The organism is Helicobacter pylori (genome assembly GCF_001653475.1).
Classification (GTDB): domain Bacteria; phylum Campylobacterota; class Campylobacteria; order Campylobacterales; family Helicobacteraceae; genus Helicobacter; species Helicobacter pylori_CM.
This window is the reverse complement of the sequence record NZ_CP011487.1, coordinates 132917-157937: the sequence shown is the minus strand read 5'-3', so window position 1 is coordinate 157937 and position 25021 is coordinate 132917. Positions and strand designations below refer to the sequence as shown.

General features: G+C 37.9%; 24 protein-coding genes and 1 pseudogene. 16 read left to right on the top strand and 9 right to left on the bottom strand.

The features are described 5' to 3' along the window. The first annotated feature begins 19 nt into the window (after nt 1-19). Nucleotides 20-1528, top strand: a complete 1509-nt coding sequence (gene clsC / locus AA974_RS00765; RefSeq protein ID WP_064433003.1) for a cardiolipin synthase ClsC — start codon at nt 20-22, stop codon at nt 1526-1528. Between the two features lie 5 nt (nt 1529-1533). Here the strand turns inward: clsC and AA974_RS00760 are convergent, their stop codons facing one another. The 6 genes from AA974_RS00760 to AA974_RS00735 form a co-directional block, all read right to left on the bottom strand. Further along, nucleotides 1534-2067: a TIGR00645 family protein gene (locus AA974_RS00760; RefSeq protein WP_000890445.1), complete on the bottom strand. Its 534-nt coding sequence runs from the start codon at nt 2065-2067 to the stop codon at nt 1534-1536. Nucleotides 2068-2577: 510 nt separating this feature from the next. After that, nucleotides 2578-3396, bottom strand: a complete 819-nt coding sequence (locus AA974_RS00755; RefSeq protein WP_064433002.1) for a hypothetical protein — start codon at nt 3394-3396, stop codon at nt 2578-2580. 21 nt (nt 3397-3417) lie between these two features. Further along, nucleotides 3418-3960: a DUF1882 domain-containing protein gene (locus AA974_RS00750; RefSeq protein ID WP_000138104.1), complete on the bottom strand. Its 543-nt coding sequence runs from the start codon at nt 3958-3960 to the stop codon at nt 3418-3420. A 10-nt stretch (nt 3961-3970) separates the two neighbouring features. Next, entirely contained in the window at nt 3971-5221 is a 1251-nt protein-coding gene (locus tag AA974_RS00745) for a serine hydroxymethyltransferase (protein WP_064433001.1), read from the bottom strand. Continuing rightward, a complete protein-coding gene (lysS, locus tag AA974_RS00740; protein WP_064433000.1) occupies nt 5221-6726 on the bottom strand; it encodes a lysine--tRNA ligase in 1506 nt (501 codons plus the stop codon). The genes AA974_RS00745 and lysS overlap by 1 nt, the downstream gene beginning before the upstream one ends. 9 nt (nt 6727-6735) lie before the next feature. Further along, the gene (locus AA974_RS00735; RefSeq protein WP_064432999.1) at nt 6736-7437 is read right to left on the bottom strand and encodes a CvpA family protein; all 702 of its coding nucleotides are present in this window, start codon (nt 7435-7437) and stop codon (nt 6736-6738) included. 223 nt (nt 7438-7660) lie between these two features. On the opposite strand from AA974_RS00735, the gene AA974_RS00730 reads away from it, so the two are divergent. Genes AA974_RS00730 through pseI form a run of 3 tightly spaced genes read left to right on the top strand, consistent with a single transcriptional unit; the run spans nt 7661 to nt 10608 of the window. Then, the gene (locus tag AA974_RS00730) at nt 7661-8935 is read left to right on the top strand and encodes an apolipoprotein N-acyltransferase (protein WP_064432998.1); all 1275 of its coding nucleotides are present in this window, start codon (nt 7661-7663) and stop codon (nt 8933-8935) included. Then, complete coding sequence (locus AA974_RS00725) at nt 8935-9576, top strand: ATP-binding cassette domain-containing protein (protein ID WP_064432997.1); 642 nt, start codon at nt 8935-8937, stop codon at nt 9574-9576. Before AA974_RS00730 ends, AA974_RS00725 begins: the two co-directional genes overlap by 1 nt. Before the next feature lie 3 nt (nt 9577-9579). Then, entirely contained in the window at nt 9580-10608 is a 1029-nt protein-coding gene (gene pseI / locus AA974_RS00720) for a pseudaminic acid synthase (protein ID WP_064432996.1), read from the top strand. 523 nt (nt 10609-11131) lie between these two features. Here pseI and efp read toward each other — a convergent pair. Genes efp through cbf2 form a run of 3 tightly spaced genes read right to left on the bottom strand, consistent with a single transcriptional unit; the run spans nt 11132 to nt 13556 of the window. Continuing rightward, nucleotides 11132-11695 carry an elongation factor P gene (gene efp / locus AA974_RS00715; RefSeq protein WP_000974265.1) on the bottom strand — a complete coding sequence of 188 codons (564 nt, stop codon included), beginning with the start codon at nt 11693-11695 and terminating at the stop codon, nt 11132-11134. A gap of 21 nt (nt 11696-11716) precedes the next feature. Then, a complete protein-coding gene (locus AA974_RS00710) occupies nt 11717-12640 on the bottom strand; it encodes a class II fructose-bisphosphate aldolase (protein WP_064432995.1) in 924 nt (307 codons plus the stop codon). A 16-nt stretch (nt 12641-12656) separates the two neighbouring features. Further along, nucleotides 12657-13556 carry a peptidylprolyl isomerase CBF2 gene (gene cbf2, locus AA974_RS00705; protein ID WP_052936897.1) on the bottom strand — a complete coding sequence of 300 codons (900 nt, stop codon included), beginning with the start codon at nt 13554-13556 and terminating at the stop codon, nt 12657-12659. A gap of 416 nt (nt 13557-13972) precedes the next feature. Between cbf2 and AA974_RS00700 the strand changes: the two genes are divergently transcribed. From AA974_RS00700 to AA974_RS00645, 12 genes and pseudogenes are all read left to right on the top strand, one after another. Beyond that, nucleotides 13973-14701, top strand: a complete 729-nt coding sequence (locus tag AA974_RS00700) for an EI24 domain-containing protein (RefSeq protein ID WP_064432994.1) — start codon at nt 13973-13975, stop codon at nt 14699-14701. After that, nucleotides 14695-15462, top strand: coding sequence for a flagellar biosynthetic protein FliR (gene fliR, locus AA974_RS00695; protein ID WP_064432993.1), 768 nt, complete (start codon nt 14695-14697; stop codon nt 15460-15462). Before AA974_RS00700 ends, fliR begins: the two co-directional genes overlap by 7 nt. Before the next feature lie 9 nt (nt 15463-15471). Beyond that, a pseudogene (locus AA974_RS07790) lies at nt 15472-16648 on the top strand (molybdopterin molybdotransferase MoeA). Nucleotides 16649-16708: 60 nt separating this feature from the next. Then, nucleotides 16709-17800, top strand: coding sequence for a peptide chain release factor 2 (gene prfB / locus AA974_RS00685; protein WP_064432992.1), 1092 nt, complete (start codon nt 16709-16711; stop codon nt 17798-17800). Nucleotides 17801-17870: 70 nt separating this feature from the next. Then, nucleotides 17871-18599 carry a protein phosphatase CheZ gene (gene cheZ / locus AA974_RS00680; protein WP_064432991.1) on the top strand — a complete coding sequence of 243 codons (729 nt, stop codon included), beginning with the start codon at nt 17871-17873 and terminating at the stop codon, nt 18597-18599. A gap of 2 nt (nt 18600-18601) precedes the next feature. Next, a complete protein-coding gene (locus tag AA974_RS00675) occupies nt 18602-19882 on the top strand; it encodes a peptidase U32 family protein (protein WP_064432990.1) in 1281 nt (426 codons plus the stop codon). A gap of 32 nt (nt 19883-19914) precedes the next feature. Then, complete coding sequence (locus AA974_RS00670) at nt 19915-20178, top strand: tetratricopeptide repeat protein (RefSeq protein ID WP_064432989.1); 264 nt, start codon at nt 19915-19917, stop codon at nt 20176-20178. Then, entirely contained in the window at nt 20169-20633 is a 465-nt protein-coding gene (locus tag AA974_RS00665; RefSeq protein WP_064432988.1) for a CiaD-like domain-containing protein, read from the top strand. Before AA974_RS00670 ends, AA974_RS00665 begins: the two co-directional genes overlap by 10 nt. A gap of 234 nt (nt 20634-20867) precedes the next feature. Next, entirely contained in the window at nt 20868-21545 is a 678-nt protein-coding gene (arsR, locus tag AA974_RS00660) for an acid response regulator transcription factor ArsR (RefSeq protein ID WP_064432987.1), read from the top strand. Nucleotides 21546-21570: 25 nt separating this feature from the next. Next, nucleotides 21571-22899 carry an acid-sensing histidine kinase ArsS gene (gene arsS / locus AA974_RS00655; protein ID WP_064432986.1) on the top strand — a complete coding sequence of 443 codons (1329 nt, stop codon included), beginning with the start codon at nt 21571-21573 and terminating at the stop codon, nt 22897-22899. Between the two features lie 22 nt (nt 22900-22921). Then, the gene (hemB, locus tag AA974_RS00650; protein WP_064432985.1) at nt 22922-23893 is read left to right on the top strand and encodes a porphobilinogen synthase; all 972 of its coding nucleotides are present in this window, start codon (nt 22922-22924) and stop codon (nt 23891-23893) included. Next, nucleotides 23894-24616 (top strand): YebC/PmpR family DNA-binding transcriptional regulator, encoded by a 723-nt coding sequence (locus AA974_RS00645; protein WP_064432984.1) that lies wholly within the window; start codon nt 23894-23896, stop codon nt 24614-24616. Nucleotides 24617-25021: the final 405 nt, after the last annotated feature.

The window sequence follows — 25021 nt, the reverse complement described above, 5'->3', positions numbered from 1 at the left end:
TCTTTTTAGTGGGTCGTTTTTGAAAATCTTTTTAGTCCTTTTAAGCGTCTTTTTTTTTAACGGGTGTTTTGGGTTAGTCTATAAGACTCCCATCTCAAGCCCCCCTATCTCTTATGATCCCTACACTACCACCATTGGGAGCTTATACGCTAAAAATTTAAAAGAAAATCCTAACCATAGTGCGGCTATTCTTTTAGAAGACGGCTTTGATGCCTTGTTGCATAGAGTGGGTCTTATCAGAATGAGCCAAAAAAGCATTGACATGCAAACTTATATCTATAAGAACGATCTTTCCTCTCAAGTGATCGCTAAAGAACTTTTAAGTGCGGCCAATCGTGGGGTAAAAGTGCGCATCCTTTTAGACGATAACGGATTGGATTCAGATTTTTCAGATATTATGCTCTTAAATTTCCATAAAAATATTGAAGTGAAAATTTTTAACCCCTACTATATCCGCAATAAAGGCTTGCGTTATTTTGAAATGCTTGCGGATTATGAGCGCATTAAAAAACGCATGCACAACAAGCTTTTCATCGTGGATAATTTCGCTGTCATTATAGGGGGGCGCAATATCGGGGACAATTATTTTGATAACGATTTAGAGACGAATTTTTTAGATTTAGACGCTTTGTTTTTTGGGGGGGTTGCTTCAAAAGCCAAAGAAAGCTTTGAACGCTATTGGAGGTTCCACCGCTCTATCCCTGTTTCATTATTGAGAACCCATAAAAGACTCAAAAATAACGCTAAAGAAATCGCTAAACTCCATGAAAAAATCCCTATCAGCGCTGAAGACAAAAACCAGTTTGAAAAAAAAGTCAATGATTTTATAGAACGCTTCCAAAAATGCCAATACCCTATTTATTACGGGAATGCAATTTTTTTAGCCGATTCACCCAAAAAAATTGACACGCTCTTGTATTCGCCTATCAAAATCGCTTTTGAGAAAGCCCTTAAAAACGCTAAGGACTCCGTTTTTATCGCTTCATCGTATTTTATTCCAGGTAAAAAGATGATGAAAATCTTTAAAAATCAAATTTCTAAGGGGATTGAATTGAATATTCTTACCAATTCCCTTTCATCTACTGATGCGATAGTGGTCTATGGGGCATGGGAAAGGTATCGCAACCAATTAGTGCGAATGGGCGCGAATGTCTATGAAATACGAAACGATTTTTTCAACCGCCAGATTAAAGGGCGTTTTAGCACCAAACATTCCTTACACGGCAAGACGATTGTTTTTGATGACAATTTAACGCTTCTAGGGAGTTTTAATATCGATCCGCGCTCTGCATACATCAACACTGAAAGCGCGGTCTTGTTTGACAACCCGTCTTTTGCTAAAAGGGTGCGTTTGTCGCTTAAAGATCATGCCCAACAATCATGGCATTTGGTGGTGTATCGGCACAGAGTTATTTGGGAAGCGGTGGAAGAAGGGATTTTAATCCATGAAAAAACTTCGCCTGATACTTCCTTATTCTTACGCTTGATTAAAGAATGGTCTAAAGTCCTTCCTGAAAGAGAGCTTTAAAACTTTTAATGCCCTTTATTTTGCGAAAAAGCGATATTATTGGTAACGGCGGCTAAAAGCGCTGAACACACAAACACCAAATGGATCACCACTTGCCAAAAAATGGGGTTATGCGATAGGGGTGTGTCTTTAGGAATACTGGATAAAACATCTTCCAAACTCATGTAGCGTTTGAGCAAGAAAATCGCCGAAATGGCTACAATGGAGAGTGAAACCTTTAATTTTAAAGCGTTAAAATCCGTGTGCTTTAGCCAAGTGATTTCACTAGCATCCACCTTGTCTAATTTAGAAACAAAGCTTTCATAACTGGCGAGCAACACCATTAAAACAAGCCCGGCCATAAACAACAAATCCACTAATCCTAAGGCTGATAAAACCAAATCCGTTTCGCTGATCGTGTCTAAATGGCTGAGCATGTGCCACAACTCTTTCATGAACACATAGCCTAAAACCACCAGCACTAACGACATGGCAATGCATAAAGGGGCTAGCAACCAACGAGTGGCAAACAACACTCTTTCAATCAATTTTTCTAACATGTTCAAACTCTTTTTTAAGGATTATGTCTTTTTTAAACCCTTAATTATAGCTAATTTTAAAAAACCCATTAAAATGACTGATACTTTCTTGTTGGTAAAATCATACGGATTAATAATCTTAAAAGCCGTTTCAATCTTTTTTATATTATAATTCTTTCGTGCGGTCTAATATTTGTTGTTTCCCCTTGACTGCTAGTAGTGGGTATGAATATTTGATTTAAAACGCATGTTTTTCCATTTTTTTCTCCTCTCACCCCTACTTTACTAAAGGCTATCACTTTGTTTTAGCTGTCTTAGTTTTTGCCCGTTAGTCAAAAAGCCATCATATTTTTTGCTACCCATTAAATTCATAACGCTCTTTATTTTTTTTGGGATTACTTTAGTTTTATACAAAACTCTTAAGGGAACAGGAGATATTTTGCGAACTCTCCCTCATAAATCCCTCTAATCCCTAAAAGCGTATCACAAAAGATTACCGCTTGATTAAGCTCTTTTAAATTTGTAAAATCTTTAACGCACTTCTATGACAACCGGTTTAGTCATCTTTTTGCTGACTTCATCGGCATGCATTAAAGCTTCTTGCTTGCTCTTATAAGGGCCTATGAGATAGCGTTTAGTAGCCCCCCTATCTTCAATCTTATGGGGGAATTGGTTAAACGCTTGCAAAAACGCTTTGTTAGGTGTGTGTGCAAAAACCCCCACTTGCAAATAATGCCCTTTAGTAAGATTGGTTTTAGAATTGGCTTTTTTAGAAACTTCTTTATGAGCTTCTTTTTTGGCTTTTGGCTCTTTAGCCACATGCTTATCTTTATCTTTATGAGCTTCTTTATCTTTAGGGGTTACTTTAGGCTTTGTATGGGGGGTTTCTTTTTTAGCCACAGCTTGAGATTCTTTTTGAGCGTTCATGGGAGTGCGCTCAACAACTTTTAATTCTTTTTTAGCTTCTTGCGTTTCTTCTGTTGTTTTTGTTGTTTTCATCTCCGTTTGAGTTTGATTGGTTTGAATGGGCATGTTAAACGCATCATTTTCTTGCTTTTTAATATTATCCGCCACTTTGTCCAGATCGCTTTCTTGCTTGGAAGGATCCAAATTCAAGCTTTCAAACGCATCGTCTTTTTTCTCGTCTTTAGTGTTGCCTATTTTTTGCATGCCGCTATCGGTTTGTAAAAAAGTCTCTTTAGGAGCGACTCTCGTGCTTTTCCAAAACACCATTAAAAGCACCGCTAAAATGATAATGGCTATAGCCACGATCAAAAACACCTTTTTAGTGCCGCCCCCATTATTTTCTTCTTCTAAGATCACTTCATTCAGTCTTTCTTTTTCTGACATCAAAAATCCTTTCAAAAATTGTTATAAATGCTTCGCCCAAGAGCTCCCTCGCTCTTTTGCAAACACTTCATAAGGTAAAGCTAAAATATTAAATTCCTTAGGCCATTCATTGCTAGGGAAGACTCTCCATTCTTTAGGCAACCCTTGCGCTAATTTCATAGACAAAGTTTTAACCAACCTTTCACCCTCGCCTAATTCCGTATGCCCCTTATGCACATACAAATGCAAATGCCCTGGCGTCTTCGTGTTATAAGCGGTAAAATTCATAAAACCTTCCTCACGAAGCAATAACTGCGCCTTATGATAAAAACGCTCCGGGTTCCTCCCGTTATAATCAAACACAATGTTTTCCACCTTATCGTTACGCAAGATGAGATTGTGCGCGATTTCTATTTCCCTTTTCAAATGCTTTTGAATGAGCGAGCTTGTGAGCATGGCATTCACTCTTTGGAATTTATTATAGTAGCAACGCCCCGCATAATCCACCCTCTCCCCCAAGCCTGGTTTTTTTTCAAAATAATGGCTTGTGTCTATCTTAATGAGCTTTAATTCCATTTCTGTCATCTTGACTTCCTTAAAAAATAGGTTGGTGGTACACAGGAAATTGATTAATCATTGCTTTCAATTCTTCTTTCACATGCAATTGCAAACTAACATTATTAATATCATTCAAAATATCTGATATTTTATTCCCTATGATTTCAAATTCTTTAGCTCCCATGCCCCTTGCACTCAATGCCGCTGATCCAATCCTTATCCCGCTCGTTACAAAAGGGCTGCGCGTTTCGCCAGGAATGGTATTTTTATTCACGGTGATTCCGGCATTCCCTAATGCAATATCAGCGTCTTTCCCGCTATAAGGCTTGTCTAAGAAATCCATTAAAAGCAAATGGTTAGAAGTGCCACCACTCACTAATTTATGGTTTTTTTCTTTTAACGCTTTAGCGAGAACTTGCATGTTAGATTTCACTAATTTTGCATAAGCTTTAAATTCTGGTTTTAGATTCTCTTTAAACCCCACCGCTTTAGCAGCAATGACATGCATCAAAGGCCCGCCTTGAGTTCCTGGAAAAATCGCTTTATCAATCTTAGCCGCTATCTCTTCATCATTGGTTAAAATAAGCCCCCCTCTAGGCCCTCTTAAGGTCTTATGAGTGGTGCTTGAAACCACATGGCAATGCGGGAAAGGATGGGCATGCTCACCGGTTACCACAAGCCCTGCCACATGGGCTATATCGCCTAATAGTAACGCCCCCACTTCATCAGCGATTTCTCTAAATTTCTTAAAATCAATCTCCCTTGGATAGGCTGAGAACCCACACACAATGATTTCTGGCTTAACGCTTTGAGCGATTTTTAGCGCTTCTTCATAATCAATATAGCCATCCAAATTCACGCCATAAGAAAAGCTCTGATAATGCTTGCCGGTTAAGCTCACTTTAGCGCCATGCGTTAAATGCCCTCCACAGCTTAAATCCATGCCTAAAATCTTGTCATAAGGCTTTAAAAGAGCGTGATAGACAGCGTTATTGGCTTGTGAGCCTGAATGCGCTTGCACATTAGCGAACTGGCAATTAAAAAGCTTTTTAGCCCTTTCTATAGCCAAGCTTTCTATTTTATCCACCACTTCACAGCCTCCATAGTAGCGCTTGTTAGGATAGCCTTCAGCGTATTTATTCGTTAAAACACTCCCCATAGCCTCCATAACGCTTGCAAAAGTGTAATTCTCGCTCGCTATCATTTCTAAATGCTCATTTTGCCGCTTATATTCTTCAAAGATGAGCTCAAAAATTTCACTATCAGTTTGTTCTAAAAAATACGCCATTATTCTTCACCCTCAACATTAAAATCGTTTTTAACAGGACGCATCGCTGGGAATAAAATCACATCTTTAATGCTTTTAGCTCCAGTGAGTAGCATCACTAATCTGTCAATGCCTATGCCTTGCCCTGCAGTGGGGGGCATTCCATGGGCTAACGCCCACACATAATCTTCATCCATGTATTGGGCTTCTTCATCGCCTTTTTCTTTTTCAGCCACTTGATTTTTAAAGCGTTCTAATTGATCTAAAGGATCGTTCAACTCGCTAAAGCCGTTAGCGATTTCTTTTCCTGCAATAAACAATTCAAACCTGTCAGCAACATTAGGGTTATTATCGTTGCGTCTGGCTAAGGGGCTAATCTCAATGGGGTATTGGGTTACAAAAGTGGGGTTAATGAGTTGGTGCTCTACAAAATGATCAAACGCTTCAGCGAGCAATTTACCATAAGTGAGATTGGGCTCTACTTTGATGCCTTGCTCTAACAAATAAGCCAAAAGCCTATCTTCTTTTTCTAAAATATCCCTACTAATGCCCCCTATTGTTTCCAAAGCGTCCAAATAGGAAATCACGCTCGTTTGGTTGAAATCCACTTCCATATCGTTATAAATGATTTTTGAATCTAAATTTAAAGTCTTTAGCAAGTAGTCAAATAGCCTCTTGCTGAGTTCAATCAAATCTTCATAAGTGTGATACGCCCAATAAAACTCAATCATCGTAAATTCGGGGTTATGGCTGTGATCCATGCCCTCATTCCTGAAATTACGATTGATTTCAAACACCGCTTCAAACCCCCCCACAATCAAGCGTTTGAGGTATAATTCTGGAGCGATTCTTAAATACCTTTCAATTTCTAAAGCGTTATGATAAGTGATAAAAGGCCTTGCGTTCGCCCCGCCAGGAATGGGGTGCATCATGGGGGTTTCCACTTCTAAAAACCCTTCCATTTCAAAGAATTTCCGCACGCTAGAGACAATCAAACTGCGTTTTTTAAACACATCTTTAACGCCAGGATTGACTATCAAATCCAAGTAGCGCTGGCGGTAACGCAATTCTATATCGCTCAGTCCATGGAATTTTTCAGGTAAAGGCACAATGGTTTTGCTTAAAATATGAAATTCTAGGGCATGAACGCTTAATTCACCGGTTTTGGTAGCAAAAGGGAAACCTTTCACCCACACAATATCGCCCACTTCTAAATGCTTTTTCAGGCTTTTAAACTCATCATTCAATTCATTTTGCGAAACATAAGCTTGTAAAATCGCACTTTCATCTTCAATTTTAATAAAGCATGCCTTACCCATTAAACGCAAAAGCTTAACTCTTCCTACAATACTCTCGCATTTTTCTTTGTCTTTAGGCTCTTCTAAGTCCTTAACATAAGCGTATTTTTCTAAAAAAGCGGCGTTTGTAAGGCTTCGTTTCAAGCCATTTTTATAAGGGTTTTTCCCTTCTTTTCTCAAGCTATTGGCTTTATGGATACGTTGTTGGATGTATTGGTTAGAAAACATGTCATGCCTTTATAGGGGTTCTTTATTAGGTGGGGTGGGGTTTGGTGGGGTTTGGTTAGCTTTTGGATCCAGCATGTTTTTAGGCAATTCTTTAGCCTTTTCTTTTAAAGTCTCCACGCCCTTATCCATCGCTTTATCAAAAGACTCTTTAGCTTTATTGAAAGATTCTTTATTTTTGACTCCATCGCTCATTTCTTCAAGGTTGTCTTTAAGGTTTTGCTCCACATGTTTGACGCCATCAAGGCGCATGATCTTACTGGCAATGCTTTTCATGGTAGAAAAAAAAGCGCTTTTTTCTTGCAAGTAGGCGTTAGCGTCTTTCATTACTTCCATTTTAGAGAGCACATAAAGGATGAAAGAAAGCACTAAAAAAGTCTTCAAGCATGAAAAAATAAACCCTAACGCTTTGTCTATAATGCCTAATCCACTAAAGACTAACACCTTGCCCAGCAACACTCCAAAAGCTAAAAAAAACACCCAAATAGACGCTAACACCAATAAAAAACCGATGAAATTCGTCATGGTTTCATTTCTTAAATCATACAAATGCTGTGAAAATAAATTTCCAACAGCCACAGAATAGCGAGACGCTAAATACACGCCAAGCACAATCCCTAAAATCCCCGCCACTTCACTCACGAAGCCATGATAAAATCCCCTAATCCCAAAGGCTACCACCACCACAAGTAACGCCAAATCAATATAATTCAAACCCTAAACCCAAACCTTTCTCTCATATATCTCGCATAAAGATAGTGAGCGTTCAAAAACGCCCATGACTTTTAACGCTATCAACCCGCACTCTTTAGACTTGAAATTTGAAAATAATAACACAACTTAAAAAAAACTACCCTTAAAAAAATCAATCTGAAATTCTTAAATTAAAATATAGCTATAATACACTAAAACAATCTCAAGGTTTCACAATTTAGCCATGCGTCTTATTCCATTCAATCAAAACGCCTTTTTATTAGCGTGCACGTTTGTTTCAAGCGTGTATGTGAATGCTGTTTTAGACGCTTATGCGATTGAAAACCCCTATATTCCTATCATACTCACAAGCCTGTTAGCCCCTTTAAGCATGCTAGCGTTTTTAAAAACCCCCAGAAATAGCGCTTTTGCTTTGGGGTTTTTTGTGGGGGTGTTATTGTTTTATTGGTGCGCTTTAAGCTTTCGTTACTCGGATTTCACTTATTTATTACCCTTAATCATTCTTTTAATAGCGTTAGTTTATGGGGTTTTATTTTATTTGTTGCTCTATTTTGAAAACCCCTATTTCAGGCTTTTGAGTTTTTTAGGCTCTAGTTTTATCCACCCCTTTGGATTTGATTGGTTAGTCCCGGATAGCTTTTTTTCTTATAGCGTGTTTAGGGTGGATAAATTATCGCTAGGGCTTGTTTTTTTGGCTTGCATTTTTTTGAGCGCTAAACCATTTAAAAAATACAGGATCATAGCGGTTTTATTGTTACTTGGCGCGTTGGATTTTAATGGTTTTAAAACAAGCGGTTTGAAAAAGGTTGAAAATATTGAATTAGTCTCTACGAAAACGCCCCAAGATTTGAAATTTGACTCAAATTACCTTAACGATATTGAAAACAACATTCTTAAAGAAATCAAGCTCGCTCAAAGCAAACAAAAAACCTTGATTGTTTTTCCAGAGACTGCATACCCTATAGCTTTGGAAAACTCCCCCTTTAAAGCCAAGCTAGAAGATTTAAGCGGTAATATTGCTATTTTAATAGGGACATTACGGACTCAAGGCTATAGCCTTTATAACAGCTCGTTTTTATTTTCTAAAGAAAGCGTTCAGATCGCTGATAAAGTGGTTTTAGCCCCCTTTGGTGAGACAATGCCTTTACCGGAGTTTCTTCAAAAACCCCTTGAAAAACTCTTTTTTGGCGAGAGCGCTTATTTATACCGCAACGCTTCTAGTTTCAGCGATTTTACATTAGACGATTTTACTTTTCGCCCCCTGATTTGCTATGAAGGCACTTCCAAACCCGCTTATTCAAACAGCTCTTCAAAAATTTTTATCGTGATGAGCAATAACGCATGGTTTAGCCCAAGCATTGAACCCACCTTACAAAAAACGCTTTTAAAATACTATGCAAGGCGTTATGATAAAATCATCTTGCACAGCGCGAACTTTTCAACTTCTTACATTCTAAACCCTAGTTTATTAGGCGATATTCTTTTTAGGAAACGATAATGATTAAAGCGACCAATATTTCTCATGCCTTTGAAAAACCTCTTTATAATGGCGTGAATTTGCGCATTAAACCCAAAGAAAGCCTAGCGATTTTAGGCGTGAGCGGGAGCGGTAAAAGCACGCTTTTAAGCCATTTAGCCACCATGCTAAAACCGGATAGCGGAATAGTTAGTTTGTTAGAACACCAAGATGTTTATGCCTTAAATTCCAAAAAGCTTTTGGAATTACGGCGCTTAAAAGTGGGTATAGTCTTTCAATCACATTACCTTTTTAAGGGTTTTAGCGCTTTAGAAAACTTGCAAGTCGCTTCAATCCTAGCCAAGCAAGAAATCGATCATTCCCTTTTAGAAAAATTAGGTATAGCCCACACCCTAAAACAAGGCGTGGGTGAATTGAGCGGCGGCCAGCAACAACGCTTAAGCATCGCTAGAGTGCTTTCTAAAAAACCTAAAATCATTATCGCTGATGAACCCACTGGGAATTTAGACACCACTAGCGCTAATCAAGTCATCAGCATGCTGCAAAATTACATTACGGAAAAAGAAGGGGCGTTAGTTCTAGCCACGCATGATGAGCCTTTGGCTTTCACTTGCTCTCAAGTCTATCGCTTAGAAAAAGAAGTTTTGATTAAGGAGAAATAAGAAATGTTACAACGCCCTAAAATTGTCGCCGAATTGAGCGCTAATCACAACCAGGATTTAAATCTCGCCAAAGAAAGCCTTCATGCCATTAAGGAAAGCGGCGCAGATTTTGTCAAGCTCCAAACCTACACGCCAAGCTGCATGACTTTAAACTCTAAAGAAGATCCTTTCATCATTCAAGGCACTTTATGGGATAAAGAAAATTTGTATGAATTGTATCAAAAGGCTTCCACCCCCCTAGAATGGCATGCTGAATTGTTTGAATTGGCTAAAAAGCTTGATTTAGGCATTTTTAGCTCGCCTTTTAGCTCAAAAGCTTTAGAACTTTTAGAGAGCCTAAATTGCCCCATGTATAAAATCGCTAGTTTTGAAATCGTTGATTTAGACTTGATTGAAAAAGCCGCTCGCACAAAAAAGCCCATTATCCTTTCTAGCGGTATCGCTACAAGCATTGAATTGCAAGACGCTATCTCGTTGTGCAAACGAGTGGGTAATTTTGACATCACCCTTTTAAAATGCGTGAGCGCTTATCCTAGCAAAATAGAAGACGCTAATTTATTGAGCATGGTTAAATTAGGCGAAACATTTGGCGTTAAATTTGGCTTGAGCGATCACACGATTGGCTCTCTTTGCCCCATTCTAGCCACCACTTTAGGAGCGAGCATGATAGAAAAGCATTTCATTTTAAACAAATCCTTACAAACCCCAGACAGCGCTTTTAGCATGGATTTTAACGAATTTAAAAGCATGGTTGAAGCCATCAAGCAAAGCGTTTTAGCCTTGGGCGAAGAAGAGCCTAAAATCAATTCAAAGACTTTAGAGGAGCGAAGATTCTTTATGCGCTCTTTATTTGTCATTAAGGATATTCAAAAAGGCGAAGCATTGACTAGCGATAATATCAAAGCCTTACGCCCCAACCTTGGCTTACACCCTAAATTTTATAAAGAAGTTTTAGGCCAAAAAGCATCAAAATTCTTAAAAGCCAACACCCCTTTAAGCGCTGATGGTATAGAACGCCCATTGCAGGTTTGATTAAAAAATGGGGGTTTTAAATTTTGTTTTGTGGTTTTAGATTTGATTTTAGGCTCATTTTCTTTATTTTAAACTCTTATTTTAAACTCTTAAGGGGATAGGGGCATCGTTCTCATCACATATTGCAACTAGAACCTTATTTAAATTTCAATTAACTTTAATTTTTAATAAAAATAGGATTACCTTGTCGTTATCGTTTTAAACTTTATAGTAAAACCCATTTTTTAAGGGAATAAAGAAATACTTTGTGCTTAATACCCCCAAAAAGACAGCTTTTTTAAGAGATTATTCGTTTGGTTAAATCAAGCTCTTTCTTAGATTGTAAAAAATACTAAAACATTTTTTATATTTCATAATCAATTCCAAGCGAGAACAGAGAAAAGAAATTTTAAATCATTTTTAATCACAGATTCCACACGCATTTTAAACAAAGCCCATTGAACAAAACCCAAATAAGGGGCTAGTAACACCCCTTATGACAAAAAAGCTGTGTCTGAAGCACTAACTCAATAAAAAAATAATCTCACTTCACCTTTTCAAGATACTCTTCTGTTTCCGTATTGACTTTAATTATCTCACCCTCTAAAACATGGAAAGGCACTTGCACGACCGCACCGGTTTCTAAAGTCGCTGGTTTTTTGCTCGCACTTGAAGTATCGCCCTTAAAATTAGGGGCTGTTTCTACAATCTTTAGAGCCACAACTTGCGGCACATCCACTGAAATCGCCTTGTCATTATGCAATAAAACCTGCACTTGCATGCCGTCTAGCATCCATTTAGAAGCCTCGCCCACTTGAGAGTCGTTCAAAGCGATTTGCTCATAGCTCTCTATGTCCATGAATTGGTATGTATCGCCATCATGATAAAGGTATTGCATCGTTTTTTCAACCAGATTAGGCTCTTCGCACTTATCCCCCGCATGGAAAGTCTTCTCAATCACCTTACCATCTAAAAACGACTTGATTTTCGCGCGCACAAAAGCCGCACCCTTGCCAGGCTTGACATGCTGGTATTCTACGATCCTATAAGGCACACCACCCAATTCAATTTTTAAGCCCTTTTTGAGCTCACTCATCCCAATCGCCATGTTACATTCTTTCCTTGTTGATTAAATTCTATTAGCACTGCCCAAAAGTTTCATGCGATCTTTGACCACATTTTTAAGCGCTAATTGGGCCGGAGAAAAAAACTTCCTCAAATCAAATTGGCTCTTATCTTCATTGGCCACCTTGCGCACTTCTGCAATGAAAGCGATCCTTAAATCCGTGTCGGTATTGACCTTATTGATCCCCCCTTTCACGGATTCTTGTAAAAATTCAAAAGGCACGCCCTTAGAGCCTTTCAAATCGCCTCCAGCGTCCAAATAAGATTTCCTCACACTATCTGGTATCGCGCTCGCTCCATGCAAAACTAAAGGGATATTAGTGAGCCTTTTAACTTCTTGCAAGCGTTCAAAATCCAATTTTGGCTCGCCTTTAAACTTAAACGCTCCATGGCTTGTCCCAATGGCTGGGGCTAAGTAATCCACTTGAGATTCTTTAACAAACTGCTCCGCTTCTTTAGGATTCACTAACACTGCGTCTTTTTCATCTACCGAAATATTGTCTTCAATCCCCATTAAACGCCCCAACTCCGCTTCCACACTCACTCCAGCGTTATGCGCCATTTTGACCACTTTGGAAGTCAATTCCAAATTTTCTTCAAAAGCATGATGAGACGCATCAATCATCACAGAAGTGAAACCCGCTTTCACGGCTTTTTCGCAGCTTTCAAAAGTCGTGCCGTGATCTAGGTGTAAGGCTACAGGAATGTGCGGGTAGCGTTCGCACATGATTTTCACCATGCCCACCGCCATATCAATCCCCATGTATTTGATCGCTCCCTCACTCGCTTGAATGAAAAGCGGGGAATTTTCCTCATTTCCTGCTTCAAAAATAGCGTTTAGCATTTCAAAATTCACGAAATTAAACGCCCCTACCCCATAACCTTCTTTATGGGCTTTCAACAAGATTTCATTGCCTTTAACTAACATAATAACACCTCATCAATCACTTGTTGATAACAATTTTAGCGTGCTTTCTTAATTCCTCAATCCGTTGATTCATGCGTTCTTGGAAAAGCTTTTCTTGTAACATCCCCTTAATGGTGGGTTTAGCCTGCTCATAAGTATAAGTTACAGGGCTATCTTTAGAAATCAAATAGATAATATGATAACCAAACTCTGTTTTAACAGGGGTTTTAGTGTAATTCCCAGGAGTTAAAGCGAAAGCGGCTTTAGAAAAATCCGGAGCCATTTGGTTTTTTTGGAATTTCCCTAAATCACCGCCATTTTGCGCATTCTTGCTGTTAGGATCAATCGTATCGCGATTGGCTAACTCAATGAATTTGGCTTCTTTTTTAGTCTTTGGCTGTTTGTCAATCTCAGAAATAATCCGTTTAGCCTCATCTTCGGTTTTCACTAAAATATGCCTAGCATGGGCTTCTTGCTTGACAAAAAGCTGATCTTTATTAGCGTTGTAAAAATCTTGCATTTCTTTTTCTGGGATTTGGATTTTTTTCACTTCTTCAGCCTGTTTTTTAGCCCAAAATTCCACTAAAGCCTGTTTTTTAACCGCTTCCATCATCGCTTTAAATTCTGGAGTGCTGTCCAATTTCTCGGTTTTAGCTTCATTTTCTACAAGTGCGGTGCGAATGGCTTGATCAATCAAGGCTTCTTTTTCTTTCTCTTTAAGCTTGTCAAAATCAAAATTAGGATTTCGTTGCTTAATCATATCAAAATCGCTTTTAGTGATAGGCCTGCCATCCACTGTAGCTAACACGCCTGCTGAAGAATCAGTCGTTTTTTTCGTGTTATGCGTAGCGTTATTTGCGTTATGAGCCGGCTTGGCCATCAAAAACGACGCGCTCAACGCACCCACTAACGCTAAATTCAAGATATTTTTTTTCATTGTATGTTCTCCACCTTAAACTAATTTTCATCATTAAATTTACATTATAGCAAATTTAAAGCAAAATCAGCTATCATGATTACAGAAAACTCACATTAAGGGGTAAGAAATGCTTAAAGTTATTCATTCCATTAAAAGTGGGTAAAAATGTTTGTTAGAAGATTCCAAGTTACAAAAAGGAATAATAATAAAGATAATAGGTATTATGATCGCTATAGCAATTTGTTGTCCTTGGGTCTATGTTATATCATTCTTCATAGGAGTGTATTTAGCAATAAATGTGATTCCATCTTGAATAACTTCTATACTCCTTTACTCCTTTAGTCAATCTCATATTTATAAGCCTGCTATGTAAGATTAAGGGACTTTGCACTTAAATTACCCCCAACAAAGTGAGTTAAGAAGGATTTCAAGTCATGGTTTTGTCTTTATCTATCCTTAAAAAAAGCTTTAATGATTTTTTAAGCGCTAGAATGCTTTTAATCAATCTTGGCCCTACCCTTTTGAGTCTGGCTTTTTTTGGAGCTGTTTTTTACTACAATGGCGGGAGTATTGTGGGTTATTGCCAAACTTTATTACCGCAATTTTTGAATGACTATTCCCATTTTCAAGGCTTTTTTGCTGGTGTGTTTGCATGGGTTTTTAAAGCGTTAGTGTATTTTCTTATTTTTTGGATCGTGATTCTTTTGAGTTTAGTCATCAATATTTTTGCGTCTATTTTTTACACCCCTTTGGTGGTTTCTTATTTACACCAAAAATATTATCCCCATGTTGTTTTAGAAGAATTTGGCTCAGTCCTTTTTTCTATTAAATATTTTTTAAAATCGCTCACCTTTATGCTTTTATTGTTAGCGGTTTTAACGCCCTTTTATTTCATTCCCTTTATAGGGTTCTTTGGGGTCTTTTTTTCTACAATCGCGCATTTTCTTTTTTTCAAAAACACCATGAGTTTGGATATAGCCAGCATGATTTTTAATTATCAAAGCTATCAAAACCTACTCAAACAGCACCGATTGAAGCATTATCGTTTTTCGTTTTTTTGCTATCTTTTTTCCTTAATCCCTTTTTTTAATTTTTTTGCTACTTTATTGCAAACCCTAATGCTAACGCACTACTTTTTTATCCTTAAAGAAAAAGAATGCTAGATTTTATTCAAGAGCTTAGCACTCCGCATGTCAGGGATTTTTTCTTGTTGTTTTTAAGGGTTAGCGGCGTGCTGTCTTTTTTCCCTTTTTTTGAAAACCATTTAGTGCCTTTGTCGGTGCGTGGGGCTTTGAGCTTGTATGTAAGCGCGATTTTTTACCCCACTTTAGAGTTTTCAAACGCCGCTTACACGCCAGAGGGTTTTATTATTGCTTGTTTATGCGAGCTGTTTTTAGGGGTGTGTGCGTCTATCTTTTTACAAATCGTCTTTGCAAGCTTAGTGTTTGCAACCGATAGCATCAGCTTTTCTATGGGGCTTACGATGGCGAGCGCGTATGATCCTATTTCAGGATCGCAAAAACCCATTGTGGGGCAAGCCCTTTTATTGTTAGCGGTTTTAATTTTATTAGATTTATCGTTCCACCATCAAATCATTTTGTTTGTGGATCACAGCTTAAAAGCCGTCCCTTTAGGGCAATTTGTCTTTGAACCAGCGTTAGCTAAAAACATCGTCAAAGCCTTTTCGCACTTGTTTGTCATAGGGTTTTCTATGGCGTTCCCTATTTTATGCTTGGTGTTATTGAGCGATATTATTTTTGGCATGATCATGAAAACCCACCCTCAGTTCAACTTGCTCGCTATCGGGTTTCCGGTTAAAATTGCGATCGGGTTTGTGGGTATTATTTTAATCACTTCGGCTATCATGGGGCGTTTTAAAGAAGAAATCAGCCTGGCCTTTAGCGCCATTAGCAAAATCTTTTAAAGGATCAATATGATTAGTTTTAAAGAAGCTCTAAAAATCCATTCTAGCATTCCCCTAAAACCCTTAGAAATAGAGGTTATTTCTTTGTTTGAAAGCATGGGGCGCATTTTAGCAGAGGATATTATTTGCGCTCATGCCTTGCCTAAATTCAATCAAAGCGCTATGGACGGCTATGGGTTTAAAATGCAGGATTTAGGCAAAAAAACTCAAGTCGTTCAGCGCATTTTTGCCGGGGATGATGTGAGCGCTTTAGAAGTGAAAGAAAATGAATGCGTTAAAATCATGACTGGAGCGATGGTGCCAAAGGGAATAGAAACGATTATCCCTATAGAATGCATGCTAGAAAGCCATAAAAATTTCGCCCTAGCTCCCAAAGATTTTAAAATAAACGCCAATATCCGTCAAAAGGGTGAAAACGCTTCTTTAAACAGCGTGTTAATCCCTAAAAATACCCGTTTGAATTATGAGCATATCGCACTTCATTGCCTCTCAAGAGTTAAAAGAAATCAAAGCGTTTAGAAAATTAAAAATCGCTTTATTTAGTAGCGGCGATGAATTAGTGCCTTTAGGGCAAAACGCCCTAGAATACTAGGTTTATGATGTTAATTCAGTGGGTATTTTTAACATGCTTAAAAACTACAACACGCATTTTCTAGGGGTTTTAAAAGATGATAAAAATTTACAGCTTAAACCACTTGAATCACAAGACTATGATGTCATCCTTTCAAGTGCAGGGGTGAGTGTAGGGGATAAAGACTTTTTTAAAGATGCTTTGAAAGAAAAAAACGCCCTTTTTTACTATGAAAAAGTCAATCTCAAACTTGGAAAACCGGTAACTTTAGCCCGACTCAATCAAAGTATTATTATAGGCTTACCGGGTAATCCTTTAAGTTGCTTATTGGTTTTACGAGTTTTGATTCTACCCTTGTTAGAGCGGTTATCCTTAAATAAAGATTTTAAACTAAAAACCTTTAAGGCTCAAATCAATGCCTCTTTAAAGCTTAAAGGCGAACGCGCGCATTTAATTTTAGGCAACTATTTAAACAACCAATTCATTCCTTACAACAACAACCGCTATGAATCAGGAGCGATTCAAGCCCTTGCACAAGTTGATTCTATCACTTTAATTGATGAAGGAGTAAGATTAGTTCAGGGCGAAATTGAAATTTTAAGGTTTGAAAATTAAAATGGCTTTTAACAATGCTATAATGATAAGTTTAAAACCCCACTCATAAAGGTTCTGTTTGTGGATAACTACACCTATAGCGAATTGTTAAAAAGCTTGCAAAACAAATGCGATAATATCGCCTTAATCATCAAGCCTGAAAAGATCAAACAAGAATTAGAACGCATTGAAAAAGAGCAAGAAGATCCTAATTTTTGGCAAGATGTCTTAAAGGCTAGAGACACCAATAAAGAAAAAGTGCGCTTGAACCGCTTGCTAGAAACCTATCAAAAAACCAAAATTTCTTTAGATGAAAGCGTAGAATTGTTCGAACTCGCTCAAAACGATAACGATGAGGTTACTTTATCCTTGCTCTATGAAGAGGCGCCTGTTTTAGAACACAGCGTCCAAAAAGTAGAAATTGAAATCATGTTAAGCGGTGAAAATGACGCTTCAAACGCTATGATTACCATCCAGCCTGGAGCGGGGGGGACTGAAAGCCAGGATTGGGCGAGTATTTTGTATCGCATGTATTTGAGATGGGCAGAAAGAAGGGGCTTTAAAAGCGAGATTTTAGATTATCAAGATGGCGAAGAAGCGGGCATTAAAGGGGTTGCCTTTATCATTAAGGGTGAAAACGCTTATGGCTATTTGAAAAATGAAAGCGGGGTGCATAGGCTTGTAAGGATTTCGCCCTTTGATGCGAACGCTAAACGGCACACGAGTTTTGCGAGCGTGCAAATTAGCCCTGAATTAGACGATGATATTGATATAGAAATTGATGAAAAAGATGTCCGTTATGATTATTATAGAGCCAGTGGGGCAGGCGGTCAGCATGTCAATAAAACAGAAAGCGCGGTTAGGATCACGCATTTTCCTACCGGTATTGTGGTGCAATGCCAAAACGATAGGAGCCAGCATAAAAACAAAGCGAGCGCGTTAAAAATGCTCAAATCCAAGCTTTATGAATTGGAATTAGAAAAGCAGCAAAGCATTGCCAAAAATGAAGAAAAAAGCGAGATCGGTTGGGGGCATCAAATAAGAAGTTATGTTCTAGCCCCCTACCAGCAAGTCAAAGACGCGCGCTCCAATACCGCTTATAGCAATGTGGAAGCGATACTGGACGGCGATATTGATGCGATTTTAGAGGGCGTTTTGATTGCTAAAGCTTAAGTGCGCTAAAATGACAGCTAGGAATTATGGTTAAGAAACGCTTTTTAAAACCAATTGGCAAGGAACAACAATGACACAAGAAGAATTAGACGCTTTGATGAATGGTGGCGATTTAGAAAATTTGGAAGCCCTAGAGGCTAAAGAGGAAGCTAAAGAGAAGGTTAAAGAGACTAAAGAGAATAAAGAAAATTCTAGTTATAATGAAAAAATGACCGTCAAAAAAGAAGACGCTGAAAAATACGGCAAGATTAGCCCCAATGAATGGCCTCCCCCTCCTCCTACCGAAGAGCATAAAGTCGTGCATCAATTAGATGATGTTACAAGAGATTCTGAAGTGAAAGCCACGCAAATTTTTGATCAATTGGATTTGATTGGGGCTAGCGCTGAAAAAATCGCTAAAATGGTTAAAAAAATCCAAGAACCTTTGCAAAAACACCAAGAAATTTTTGACAATTTGCATGGCCATTTCCCCAATGTTGAATCTTTTAAAACCGCGCTCAATGAGCAACAAGAAATCCTAAACGCCCTTAAAAGCATTGAAGAAGAAGCTACTAATTGCTCTGATAGCTCCATGCAAGCGATGGATATCATGCAGTTTCAAGACATTCACCGCCAAAAAATTGAACGAGTGGTCAATGTCATGCGAGCGCTCAGCCAATACATGAATTCGCTTTTTGAAGGCAAAATTGATGATTCTAAGCGCGTGAGTTCAGCGACTTTTATCACCGGCGATGACGATAAAGATTTAGCCAGTGCTGATGATATTGAAGCCTTGATCGCTTCTTTTGGAGCCAAGTAGTTTTGAACCAGGTTGAATTGCTCTCTCCAGCTGGTAATTTAAAAAAACTTAAAATCGCTCTCAACTATGGGGCTGATGCGGTTTATGGGGGGGTGAGTCATTTTTCTTTACGCAATCGTGCGAGTAAAGAATTCACTTTAGAGACCTTTAAAGAAGGGATTGACTACGCCCATGCGTTGGATAAAAAAGTCTATGCCACGATCAATGGTTTCCCTTTCAATTCACAGCTCAAACTTCTAGAAGAACATATTTATAAAATGGCAGAATTAGAGCCAGACGCTTTTATTATTGCTGCACCTGGTGTGGTGAAACTCGCTTTAAAAATCGCCCCACATATCCCCATCCATTTATCCACGCAAGCGAATGTCTTAAACTTGCTAGATGCGCAAGTGTTTTATGATTTAGGGGTTAAACGCATTGTGTGCGCTAGGGAATTGAGTCTGAATGATGCGGTTGAGATTAAAAAAGCCTTACCCGATTTAGAATTAGAAATCTTTGTGCATGGGAGCATGTGCTTTGCCTTTTCAGGGCGTTGCTTGATTTCGGCTTTACAAAAGGGGCGTGTGCCTAATAGAGGGAGTTGCGCGAATGATTGCCGGTTTGATTATGAATATTATGTGAAAAACCCTGATAATGGCGTGATGATGAGGCTGGTTGAAGAAGAGGGCGTAGGCACGCATATTTTTAACGCTAAAGATTTGAATCTCTCTGGCCATATCGCTGAAATTTTGAGTTCAAACGCCATTAGCGCGCTTAAGATTGAAGGGCGCACCAAGTCCAGTTACTACGCCGCGCAAACCACGCGCATCTATCGTTTAGCGGTTGATGATTTTTACCATAACACCCTTAAACCGAGTTTTTATGCTAGCGAATTGAACACGCTTAAAAACAGGGGTTTTACGGACGGCTATTTGATACGAAGGCCTTTTGAAAGATTGGATACTCAAAACCACCAAACAGCCATTAGCGAAGGGGATTTTCAAGTCAATGGCGAAATAACAGAAGACGGGCGTTTTTTTGCATGCAAATTCACCACTACCACTAACACCGCTTATGAAATCATCGCCCCCAAAAATGCGGCTATCACGCCCGTAGTCAATGAAATTGGCAAGATTTATACCTTTGAAAAACGCTCTTATTTAGTGCTGTATAAAATCCTTTTAGAAAATAACACCGAGCTAGAAACTATCCATAGCGGGAATGTGAATTTAGTGCAGCTTCCCGCGCCCTTACCGGCTTTTAGTTTTTTACGCACCCAAGTAGAGTCTAAAAATGGCGTTTAGAGATTAGGTATTAAAACGATTAAGAGAAGTGCATGCCATTAGAAACTATCACGCTCGCTCGTATTTATGAAGAACAAGGGTTTTTTGAAGAAGCGTTGCAAATTTATACTAATATTTTAAAAAAAACCCCTGACCATACAGAGGCGTTAAAACAAGTAAAGCGTTTGGAAAAAATCCAAAAAAATCTCGCTCCTTTCAAACACGATGCAATGTTAGAGCGGCACTATTTAAATTTTATCAAAGGGGATCGTTTGAGCGTTGAGAATTTAGAAAAATGGCTGGTAGAATGGAATTGAAAAACATTATTTCAGAAACCCTTAATGAAATTGAAAAAATGGCTAAAACCATTGATGATGGTTTTAATACGGTGCAAAAAACACCCTCTTTTTTCAAAACGCCCTCTCATTTGCAAAACACATTAAACCCTCAAAACGCTAATGCCTCTTCAGAGCCAAAAAACGCTGCTAAAATAGAAACGCAAGAAAAAATCACAGAAGAAAATCAAGAAGAAGCAAAAGAAATCATTACAGAAGAAATCACGCCAAAAACCCCCACGCAAGCGCCAATTTCAAACGAGCGGATTTTTTTAAAAAGCTTACTAGAAAGAACCTTAGTGTTATTTAAAGGCATGCAGGCTTTAGAAGAAAAAGAAGTGCTGAAGCGTTTGGATTTAGTGGCGTGTTTCTTGCAATACCAATTGAGCGTGCTTGAAAAACGATTAGAATCTTTGGAGCGAGAAAACACAGAGTGAAAAATGAGCGAAAGAATTTTTTAAAAACATTAAAAAATAAGACTTTAATTTTCAATATTCCATGAAAACAAAGCCTTAAATCCCATTAATAACTATGATAATGTTTTGAAATTTTATTTTTAAAACATTTTCAAGGCATCTTTAATAATAAAATGCTAGAATTAGTCCCCTAAAACATTAACAAAGTTAATCGTTTTTAAAGTTGCAAAAATCATTGAAGGAGTTAATTGAAGTATGATAGAAGTTTTAATGATAGAAGATGATATAGAATTAGCCGAGTTTTTGAGCGAGTTTTTGCTCCAACATGGCATTCATGTAACCAATTACGATGAGCCATATACCGGTATTAGTGCGGTTAACACACAAAATTATGATTTGTTGTTATTGGATTTAACTTTGCCTAATTTAGACGGGCTTGAAGTGTGTAGGCGCATCTCCAAACAAAAACATATCCCTGTTATTATTTCTTCAGCAAGAAGTGATGTGGAAGATAAAATTAAGGCGTTAGATTATGGGGCTGATGATTACCTCCCTAAACCCTATGATCCTAAAGAATTATTAGCTCGCATCCAATCGCTACTCAGGCGTTCCCATAAAAAAGAAGAAGTGAGTGAGTCGGGCGATGCGAATATCTTTAGAGTAGATAAGGATAGCCGAGAAGTGTATATGCATGAAAAAAAGCTAGACTTAACTAGGGCTGAATATGAAATCCTTTCGCTTCTCATTAGCAAAAAAGGTTATGTGTTTAGCCGTGAAAGCATTGCGATTGAGAGCGAGAGCATCAACCCTGAAAGCTCTAATAAAAGCATTGATGTGATCATTGGCCGTTTGCGATCTAAGATTGAAAAAAATCCTAAGCAACCGCAATATATCATCTCTGTTAGAGGGATTGGTTATAAATTAGAATACTGATATTCTAATAAGGAGTTAAGGGATTTTGCGTTTCTCTATCTTTTTTAAAGTTGTCGCTTTGTTTATAATAACGCTCTTTAGTTTTGGAGCGTTCGCTTACTATTTCGTGTCTTCTCAAATCAGTCACGAAAACTATCAAAACGAAATGCGCCATTATCAGTTTGTTACCACTATCAATGAAATTTTAAACAACTACTCTGATTACAGAGCCATAGAAGATTATCTCTATAAAATTGGTTTTAGAGAAACCACAATAGAAAATTTAGAAAAGGTTTTAGCCAAAAGACGCCACCAGTTGCACCATAGAAATATTGGGTATGCTGAAGTGTTTAAATTCAGCGATATGGTTTTTATCCTTTTAAAAAAGGATGAGCATTTTGTGCTTTATAAGGATTTGCATTCGGTTTCTTATAGGAATTATTTCTTATCTATTATGGTGGGTTTATTATTGATTTTATTCCTCTTTTTATTTGTTTTGCAGAGCTTATTGCCCTTAAAGGAGTTAAGATCTCAAGTGAAACGCTTCACTCAAGGGGATAAAAGCGTGAGTTGTAAAAGCAAGCAAAAAGATGAAATAGGGGATCTGGCTAACGAATTTGACAATTGCATCCAAAAAATCAATGCGATGAATGAATCTCGGGTTTTATTTTTGCGCTCTATCATGCATGAATTACGCACCCCTATCACTAAGGGCAAGATACTAAGCTCTATGCTCAAAGAAGAGCTGTCTTACAAACGCTTTTCATCTATATTTGATCACTTGAACATGCTGATTGAGCAATTTGCCCGCATTGAGCAGCTCGCTTCCAAAAATTACGGGAGCAATAAAGAAAAATTTTTAATGAGCGATTTGATAGACAAGATTGAAAAAATGCTTTTAATTGATGAGGATAAAAAAAGTCCTATCCATGTATCCTCTTCAAATTACATTATTGAAGCGGATTTTGAATTGTTTTCTATAGCGTTAAAAAACATGGTAGATAATGCGATTAAATACAGCGATGATAAACAGGTGTTTTTGGATTTTATAGGAAATAATTTAGTGGTGTCCAATAAAAGCAAACCTTTAAAAGAAGATTTTGAAAAATATTTGCAACCCTACTTTAAATCTTCTAACCCCAGCCAAGCCCATGGCTTCGGATTAGGCATGTATATCATTAAAAACGCTTTAGAGGCTATGGGATTGAATTTGAGCTATCATTATGGCAATGGAAGAATTTGTTTCACTATCCATAATTGCGTTTTTAATAGTTTTTACGATTTAGAAGAGAATAATGAAGAGCTACCCCCCCCCCGAAAATTTGAGAGAGGTGAGCGGGATGAAGGGAATAGAAAAAGCCAATTGTGGGGTTAAAGAAAAACCATAAAGAGAGAACATGTTCAAACGATTGAGAAGATTACGAAGCAGCGAAAACTTAAGGGCGATGCTAAGAGAAACGCATCTGGATATTGATGATTTCATCGCTCCTTTATTTGTCATAGAAAGCGATAATTATATTAAAAATGAAATCATTTCCATGCCTGGCGTTTATCAAATGAGCATAGAGTCTCTTTTAAAAGAATGCGAAGAATTAGTGGGTTTAGGCATAAAAGCCGTTTTATTGTTTGGCATTCCTAAAAATAAGGACGCTACAGGAAGCCATGCGTTAAATAAGGATCATATTGTCGCAAAAGCCACTAGAGAGATTAAAAAACGATTTAAGGATTTAATCGTTATAGCGGATTTGTGTTTTTGTGAATACACCGACCATGGGCATTGCGGGATTTTAGAAAACGCTTCGGTGTCTAACGATAAAACGCTAGAGATTTTAAATCTTCAAGGGCTTATTTTGGCTGGAAGCGGTGTGGATATTCTAGCCCCAAGCAACATGATGGATGGAAATGTTTTAAGCTTGAGAAAAGTGCTAGATAAGGCTGGGTATTTTTACACGCCCATCATGAGCTATTCCACTAAATTTGCGAGCAGTTACTATGGGCCTTTTAGAGATGTGGCAAACTCTGCACCGAGTTTTGGCGATCGGAAAAACTATCAAATGGATTACGCTAATAAAAAAGAAGCGCTTTTAGAAAGTTTAGAAGATGAAAAACAAGGTGCGGATATTTTAATGGTGAAACCGGCTTTGGCGTATTTGGATATTGTTAAAGAAATTAGAGATCACACTTTACTCCCTTTAGCGCTCTATAATGTGAGCGGGGAATACGCCATGCTCAAACTTGCTCAAAAACACAACCTAATCAACTATGAAAGCGTTTTATTAGAAACGATGACTTGTTTTAAAAGAGCGGGAGCGGATATGATTATTAGTTATCATGCTAAAGAAGTGGCTAACTTATTACAAAGGAATTGAATGGGACGAGCGTTTGAATACAGAAGAGCAGCTAAAGAAAAACGATGGGATAAGATGAGTAAGGTTTTCCCCAAGCTCGCCAAAGCGATCACTCTAGCGGCAAAAGATGGCGGGAGCGAGCCGGACACGAACGCCAAACTACGAACAGCGATTTTAAACGCTAAAGCGCAAAACATGCCTAAAGACAATATTGACGCAGCGATTAAAAGAGCGAGCAGTAAAGAGGGGAATTTGAGTGAAATCACTTATGAGGGTAAGGCGAATTTTGGCGTGCTGATCATTATGGAATGCATGACTGATAACCCCACTAGAACCATTGCTAACCTTAAAAGTTATTTCAATAAAACGCCAGGGGCGAGCATCGTGCCTAATGGCTCTTTAGAGTTTATGTTTAACCGAAAAAGCGTGTTTGAATGCTTGAAAAATGAAGTGGAAAATTTAAAACTCAGCCTAGAAAATTTAGAATTCGCTCTCATTGATTATGGTTTGGAAGAATTAGAAGAAGTAGAGGATAAAATTATTATTAGGGGGGATTATAACAGCTTCAAGCTCTTAAATGAGGGGTTTGAAAGCTTGAGATTGCCCATTTTAAAAGCGAGTTTGCAACGCATCGCCACAACGCCCATTGAATTGAATGACGAGCAAATGGAGCTTACCGAAAAATTACTGGACAGGATTGAAGACGATGATGATGTGGTCGCGCTTTATACGAATATTGAGTGAAATGCAAAAAGACTCAAAGTATTTTTTAACAATGAAAACCAGCAAAAAGTTTTGTTGCTATGATCTTGTAAAATCCTATAAAAAGTTATAAAACTCCTTTTTTATTGGATTTTTAACCTTATTTTCATTGAATAAAGGTTTTTGTTTTTATCAAATATTAATAGTTTTATGCAATATTCTTTTTAAAAAACTTGTTTTTAGACTTTTTATAGTCAATTTTTATTTTGTGGTAAAGTTATTTTTTAAAGCGGATAGGAGGATTTTGAAATACTTTAGCCCCATTAAATCCCTTAAGAGCGCTTTAAAAAATGATTGCTTGTGTCTCTGTTGTTAAGCTCTTTTATTTTATTTTAAAATGCCTTTGAGTGTTTTATTATCAATACGAGAGCGAACCCTAGATTTGTA